Below are 6,263 nucleotides of genomic sequence, written 5' to 3'. Positions count from 1 at the left end.
AGATGGCGATCCACCTGGATCGCCTAGAAAGACGAGGATAACCACCATGGGTTCTCTTACATCCCTAGACTGCAAAACAAAAGAAACCCTGTGCTTTATAAAAAGACAGGGTTTCTCAACAATCTGACCGCATATAATGCGGTTTTTTTTGTTTTAAGACGTTATATAAAAATAAGAGTTTAGTTTAATTCGAGACATTAGGCTAGTCCTGTTTTTTGAATATTTATCAATAATAATTTAATGATAAACATTAAATTATTATTGATATACATATATTTCTTTGTTATGCTCTAATCATCTTAATAAAGGAGCAGGAAACATATGAGCACCCTTAAAATTCAGAAAACGAGCAAAATATTGGCTGTTTGTTTGCGAATACTGTGTATCATGCTGTTGGTAGTAACGATGGCGGAGATTGCTGCAATTCTGTGGCTTGCTCAGGTGTCAGTGGATGAAATTCCAGCAGCAATAAACACTATGAGCTCTATATTGTTACATACCGACCATAGTGATTACGCAAAATCCGATCTGATGATTACATTCAGTGGGGATGTAGTGAGGCTATGTCTAATCATGGTGATACTATTTATTGCCGGGTGGATTTTTAAAGATATTAGTAAGGACTATACACCGTTTGTAGCCAAGCATATGAAGCGTTTGAAACGGATATCCTTGCTCATAGCTGGCATGGCCATTATTCCTGGACTTGTTGAAATAGTAATGGTACAAATGGTCACGCCAGCGGCAAGGGTTAATGTGTCGTTTGAGCTGTTTTATATTTTGGTCGCAGTCGTATTCTTTTGTCTAGCTCAAATATTCGATTATGGCAGAATGCTGCAACAGCAATCCGATGAAACTCTGTAAGGATGTGTGTATATGGCTATTGTTTTGAGGCTGGATCGTGTGATGGCAGACCGTAAGATATCTCTGAACGAGCTTGCGGAGAAGGTAGGAATATCAAATGTTAATCTCTCGAATATAAAAACGGGGAAAATAAGTGCGATTCGTTTCTCTACGCTTGATGCGATTTGTAAAGTGCTTGATTGCCAGCCTGGCGACATTTTAGAGTACAAGAGAGAGGAGTAGTAAGCGATGACTGTTCCTATGTTGGTTTCATCCCTTATACAAGTAATCCTATTTAGTGCAATTCCTCTGGTATGCTGGTTCCTTTTCGCCAGAAAGAAGCAGTCTTTTTTTGAATGGATTGGATGCAAACTTCCTGTTATCCAGAAAAGAAAACCCTTTTTCATCTTGTTCTTCTTAGCGCTTCTCTTGTTCGTATCTCTTGGGTGGATAATTATTTTGTTTTTCACTAATGACACCGATGTTGCTGCATCGCAATTTTATGGAGTAGGCGTTTCAGGTATAGCTGCGGCTTTGCTGTATGCTTTTATACAAACCGGTTTATCTGAAGAAATATTATTCAGAGGTTTTATCGGGAAAAGATTGAATTCTGCGTTTGGATTTGCAACAGGGAACACGGTTCAGGCGTTATTGTTTGGTTGTTTGCACGGAGTTATGTTTTTTTCAAGAACCGGAATTATCAATGTTGTTATCATAACGTTATTTACTGTTTTAATTGGCTGGTTTATGGGATACATAAATGAGAAGTTAGCAGGAGGATCGATTATTCCAAGCTGGATGATGCACGGATTGGCCAATTCGTTCTCGGCGATGACGATGATGTTCCAATTGGTGTAGTAAGATGTTATGCCATGCGGCTCTTCCGTTGGATGGATTCTAATCCCTAGATACTCTTGATATTTTGGATATTATCCTAATTAAGAAAGCGACCCTTGAACTCAAGAGTCGCTATCTGTATGTTTTGAACCTATACCAATGCTCTAATCCTCGCGTCACAAACCCTTGCGCTCCGTCCCTAGCCGATGTTGCTTACCACCCTGACCCGATATCACATTCCAATGGAGACCAACCCGATCCGATATTGCTTACTTGATAGCCTGATTCAGTATCACTGCTTATTCTTGACCACCTTGGAGTTGACCATTACTAACGTAACATTCTAAAGCAACTGGAAGGACAAGAAGTAGCTGGTCACCTTCAAGCATATTCATGAGTTTATCGATAGCTTCTGTTTGCTTCATCTCAATAAAGATATAGAGACGATTACATTGAGATAGCCAAGCATAATGATCCCCATAAGAAACATACTGCTGTGTTGCTTTTAAAGCACCCTCATAATTTTTCATTCCCATTAGTGCAACCGACTCGTACAACCAACTCTCTGCTATATAATCATCTTGACCTTTCTCAAAAGCAACAGTGCGCAATTCCTTGGCATACTGGAGCAGTTTTGCCCAGTTCTCTACGACATTGTAGTATGTAAGAATGCGATAGTAGGCATCGAGCCTTAGCGAATCAGGGAGTATAGGCAAATATTCAATCAGCTGGCATAAGGCTTCGTTGCCGGCTCCGCTCGTATCCAAGTCTCTCAAGATGAGAAATCTTCTGTAGTAGGAAATGGCTATTTTTTCGCCTCGGTTGTATCAGTTGCGGACGATGATGGAAGATGTAGTTAAAGAGGATTTTCCATTCAGAAAACGATTAATCTTATTTACAATTGAATGATGTCATTTGGCTTCCGTTGAAGGGGTACGGAATCAACGAAATTCATGAAGTGGTGGGCATGGTTGAGTTGACTAATAATACGAATCGTCACTAGGATTCATCTGGTTATTCCAGAGAGTCATGCCCGTAATGTCCTCATGTCAAAGTCATTTTGACTTCTTACTTTAGTTCTTTTTTCTTTTCTACAACCACTTTTTTTGAATCTGTCTGGATTTTATGAAACTTGTAACTCCCGTCTTGTTCTATCGCAAATTCGCCAATTGCTGAAACTTCGTAAACACCGGGTTCCTTTATTTTGTATTTGTAATTTTCTGAAGTTTTCTTGCCTGCCTCGCCCTTGAACACCCAGTTCATTCCGGCTGACTTAATCGGGTAGGAGTTGATTTGTTTACCACTGCTATCCTTAATTATATAGACGAATAATTTCGTTCCACTCATCATTGTCAGGTCTTCTTCTGTTTCTTTCTTTAGATCAGCTTTGATCATAAATTCCTCATTAGCTGTTACCTTTTGCGGGGCCGAAATTTTCACTGAGAATAATTTTTGTTGCTCCGTAATCAGTCGGGTCGAAGAAGCGGGTTTTTCTGCTTCTACTGCGACAGATTGCTTTGCGCCCAAAGACGGGGAACCGAGAAAAGCCAAAAGGATCAGAGCAACTAAACATTTTTTCAAATTTATCCACCTCCACTAAAACAGACGTATATTGGTTGGTTTTTGTTTCAGTTTAAATTTAATTTTCTTAGGTTTGCTTAAAGAATCTGCCTTTTTATTTAATTTTTAAATAATATCGTTAGAAAAGAGAGAGTTGAATCGTTATTATTTAGAGGCATGTCTCATAATATCCTGAAAGGAGGTGTAGAGTGAAGCGTTCTATATTTAAGATTCAATAACGAAGAAAGGAATGAACGTGAAATGACAATCAGAAAGCTAATAGGATCGATTGCACTTTCCAGTTTCTTGCTCATCAGTTCAAGCATTAATGCCGCTGGAAATACGGAGGATAAGTATCAATGGACAACTGTCAACGGATCCATTTCTGAAATCGCGGAAATCACTCAAAAAAATTCGATGAATAAAATACCGTATCCCTTGGAGCTGACTACTGCCCCAGATAAACTAAGTGATACGGAGCTTCTGGACAATTATGCAGAAAAGCAACGAATCAAAATGGATTTTCCCAACATTAAAAAGTTAATTGAAAATGATCCTCATGAGTTCTCAGGACATTACTACGATGCCGACAAGGGTACGGTAGTCATCCAAATTACGGAGGACTCGGAATCCTTAAAAACAAAAGTTTTAAATTCCATTCAAAACCGTGACAAGGTTGAATTTCAGGTTACGAAATTTTCTTGGGCAGATATCGAAAATGCGAAAGTAACAATTATGGAGAGTGTCACGCCTGGTACTGTTCGTGCACTCATACCTGATGTGAAAAATAACAAACTGATTATTGCGATCGACGAAGATGCACATGTCAATAATGATACGGTCTCATCGCTTATCCCACAATCAGAGATGCTTGAATTTACTACAGTACCAGCCTCGGCATTTACTCTTCACACCGATGATACGCATTACGGTTCTCCATTTCCCATGGGTTCTAAAATAGGCGGCGATATACACGAAAAAGTTCCAGGCTCGGGTGAGTATTATTATCAAATATGTACAGCGGGGTACTTCGGCGTTAATCAAAGTGATCAAGAGGTGTTGGTTACATCTGGGCATTGCCAAGATAAAGCAAGAACCAATACCGCGTGGTACCAACCAATGAGGGATACACCTTCCATTGGCAATTTTGCGTTCAGAACTTCTTCGTCTGGCGATGGATCAGACAAAACCGCTGATGCCGGCTATATAACATTGAATTCAAGTTACAGTGGACGTTCAAGAGTTCCTTATCCCTCCACTTCAAATATGGCGATGACTACGGGAATCTACACAAGTGATACACCCGGCGATACAATTTATGTAAGGGGCGCTAATAGTGGAACTTTTTCGTCGGGTAAAATTGAATATTCAAATGTCGATATTTATTGGGGAGTATCTGGATATGGCTATAATCGTGCCGAGGTACTAGCTACGGGATATACGTCCATAAAAGGAGACAGTGGAGGCCCTATCCTAACCAACTATGCTTATAATAATGATCTTCAAGGTTGGACTTTTGATTTAGCCGGAATCAATACAGGAGAAATCACAATTGACAGCACTTCAAGCCCAATTGCTAATGGAAGTTATAAAGTATATGATCCTATCTGGACAACGTTTACCGATTTAAACCTTAAAGGAATCAAAATTATTTCCAAGCCTTAAAACTAAAAAGGAACATAAAAGGAATATAAAAAAATGCCGCGATTCTTGATAACAACAAGGACTACGGCGTTTGCTTTTTTTAATTACATCGAACATTAACAGGACTCGGAATTTCCGCGCCATGAACTATGTTTTTGATAAAAAACAACCGATATTGGCAGGCGCGGGGGTTTGGGAACACTTAACTCGGAGCATGGAGTAATTCATAAAGCTGTTCTTCTATGGCTTAGTTGGGTAGGCGCAATAGTAGGAGTAGGGAGAGAAGGCCGAGCAATCGACGGTACGGTTGGCTGCCACAAACCCGATTTGGATTCATGTAGTAAATGGGGACAAATTACAGATTGGGCAAGTCTGTTTACTTATTCTGACAAAACAGCCTCTAACAGAGATATTGCATTATGTTTTGAAATAGTATTGTGCCAGCGCATGAGAAAGGCGTAATTTGTGCTTCACGTGGAAAGGGTCTTTTCTGGATAATAAATCGCCAACGTAATTTTTATATTTCTCGAGGAATTGGGCTGCGTCATGGAACAGGCTGTTACTGACGTAGCTTTCTAGTGCAACAGGCAAAACAATCAGAAACTGGTGATCCTTCAAGAGGCTCATGAGCTCTTCAATTGGCTCGGTTTGCTTTATTTCAATGTATATATAACGCTCATTCAGCTTGGAGAGCCATGCGTAATGATCACCATAAACGGCATATTGCTGAGTGACTTGCAGTGCGCCTTCAAAGTTTTTCATTCCCATTAATGCGACAGACTCGTACAACCAGCTCTCGGCAATGTAATCATCTTGTCCTTCCTCAAACGCAATCGCACGCAGTTCCTTGGCATACGGAGCAGCTTTGCCCAAATTTCCATGACATTGTAGTAAGTAAGAATGCGAAACGTACCAAGAGTTGTCGATTGTAAATTGGGTGAAAAAAGCGTTTCAATATGCGTTTAAGGCAGCTCCATGGGATTGGCTTGTCGCATTTAGAGTTTAAATCATCGAAATTCGAGAATGTTTTCTGGAGATGTTATCAACTTGAAGTTCACCATTGAACAAATTGATGGTCAGTTTGAAATTCTAGATTATATTCGAATGGATTACAACAACGAAGTTGCCGATATCAAAGACTTTTTAATTGAATAGCAATTAAGTCTACCCCCTCTTTTGATAGAGATAAAAAGTTCTTAAGCTGAACCCTTTATCTGCTAGCATGAGGGGGTAGATCGGCTACACTTAGTTAGACAGAAAAATTAAGGGCTAGTAGAATTAACACATCATAACAAGGAGCGGATCTACTATGCCAAGAATAAGACGAACATTTACAGATGATTTCAAGAAACAGATGGTTCAGCTATACGAGAATGGGA

Annotated in this window: 7 protein-coding genes; 4 read left to right on the top strand and 3 right to left on the bottom strand. The window is 39.6% G+C overall.

The window, feature by feature from the left end:
• Positions 1 to 321: 321 nt before the first annotated feature.
• From M3661_RS29485 to M3661_RS29475, 3 genes are read left to right on the top strand one after another with little or no spacing between them, the layout of a single operon-like run.
• A complete protein-coding gene (locus M3661_RS29485; RefSeq protein WP_251491014.1) occupies positions 322 to 864 on the top strand; it encodes a DUF2975 domain-containing protein in 543 nt (180 codons plus the stop codon).
• A 12-nt stretch (positions 865 to 876) separates the two neighbouring features.
• Positions 877 to 1,086: a helix-turn-helix domain-containing protein gene (locus M3661_RS29480; RefSeq protein ID WP_021261114.1), complete on the top strand. Its 210-nt coding sequence runs from the start codon at positions 877 to 879 to the stop codon at positions 1,084 to 1,086.
• A 6-nt stretch (positions 1,087 to 1,092) separates the two neighbouring features.
• Positions 1,093 to 1,701 carry a CPBP family intramembrane glutamic endopeptidase gene (locus tag M3661_RS29475; protein WP_251491011.1) on the top strand — a complete coding sequence of 203 codons (609 nt, stop codon included), beginning with the start codon at positions 1,093 to 1,095 and terminating at the stop codon, positions 1,699 to 1,701.
• 278 nt (positions 1,702 to 1,979) lie between these two features.
• Here the strand turns inward: M3661_RS29475 and M3661_RS29470 are convergent, their stop codons facing one another.
• Both M3661_RS29470 and M3661_RS29465 read right to left on the bottom strand, forming a co-directional pair.
• Positions 1,980 to 2,456 carry a hypothetical protein gene (locus tag M3661_RS29470; RefSeq protein WP_251491008.1) on the bottom strand — a complete coding sequence of 159 codons (477 nt, stop codon included), beginning with the start codon at positions 2,454 to 2,456 and terminating at the stop codon, positions 1,980 to 1,982.
• Positions 2,457 to 2,748: 292 nt separating this feature from the next.
• Complete coding sequence (locus M3661_RS29465; RefSeq protein ID WP_251491005.1) at positions 2,749 to 3,261, bottom strand: hypothetical protein; 513 nt, start codon at positions 3,259 to 3,261, stop codon at positions 2,749 to 2,751.
• A 240-nt stretch (positions 3,262 to 3,501) separates the two neighbouring features.
• Here M3661_RS29465 and M3661_RS29460 point away from each other — a divergent pair, with 240 nt between their 5' ends.
• Positions 3,502 to 4,905, top strand: a complete 1,404-nt coding sequence (locus M3661_RS29460; protein WP_251491002.1) for a S1 family peptidase — start codon at positions 3,502 to 3,504, stop codon at positions 4,903 to 4,905.
• A 396-nt stretch (positions 4,906 to 5,301) separates the two neighbouring features.
• Here the strand turns inward: M3661_RS29460 and M3661_RS29455 are convergent, their stop codons facing one another.
• Entirely contained in the window at positions 5,302 to 5,757 is a 456-nt protein-coding gene (locus M3661_RS29455; RefSeq protein WP_251490999.1) for a hypothetical protein, read from the bottom strand.
• Positions 5,758 to 6,263 lie beyond the last annotated feature (506 nt).

It is taken from the genome of Paenibacillus sp. MER 180 (assembly GCF_023713665.1).
GTDB classification, from domain to species: domain Bacteria; phylum Bacillota; class Bacilli; order Paenibacillales; family Paenibacillaceae; genus Paenibacillus_B; species Paenibacillus_B suaedae.
The sequence above is the reverse complement of the archived record's forward strand: the minus strand, read 5'-3'. Positions and strand labels throughout refer to the sequence as shown.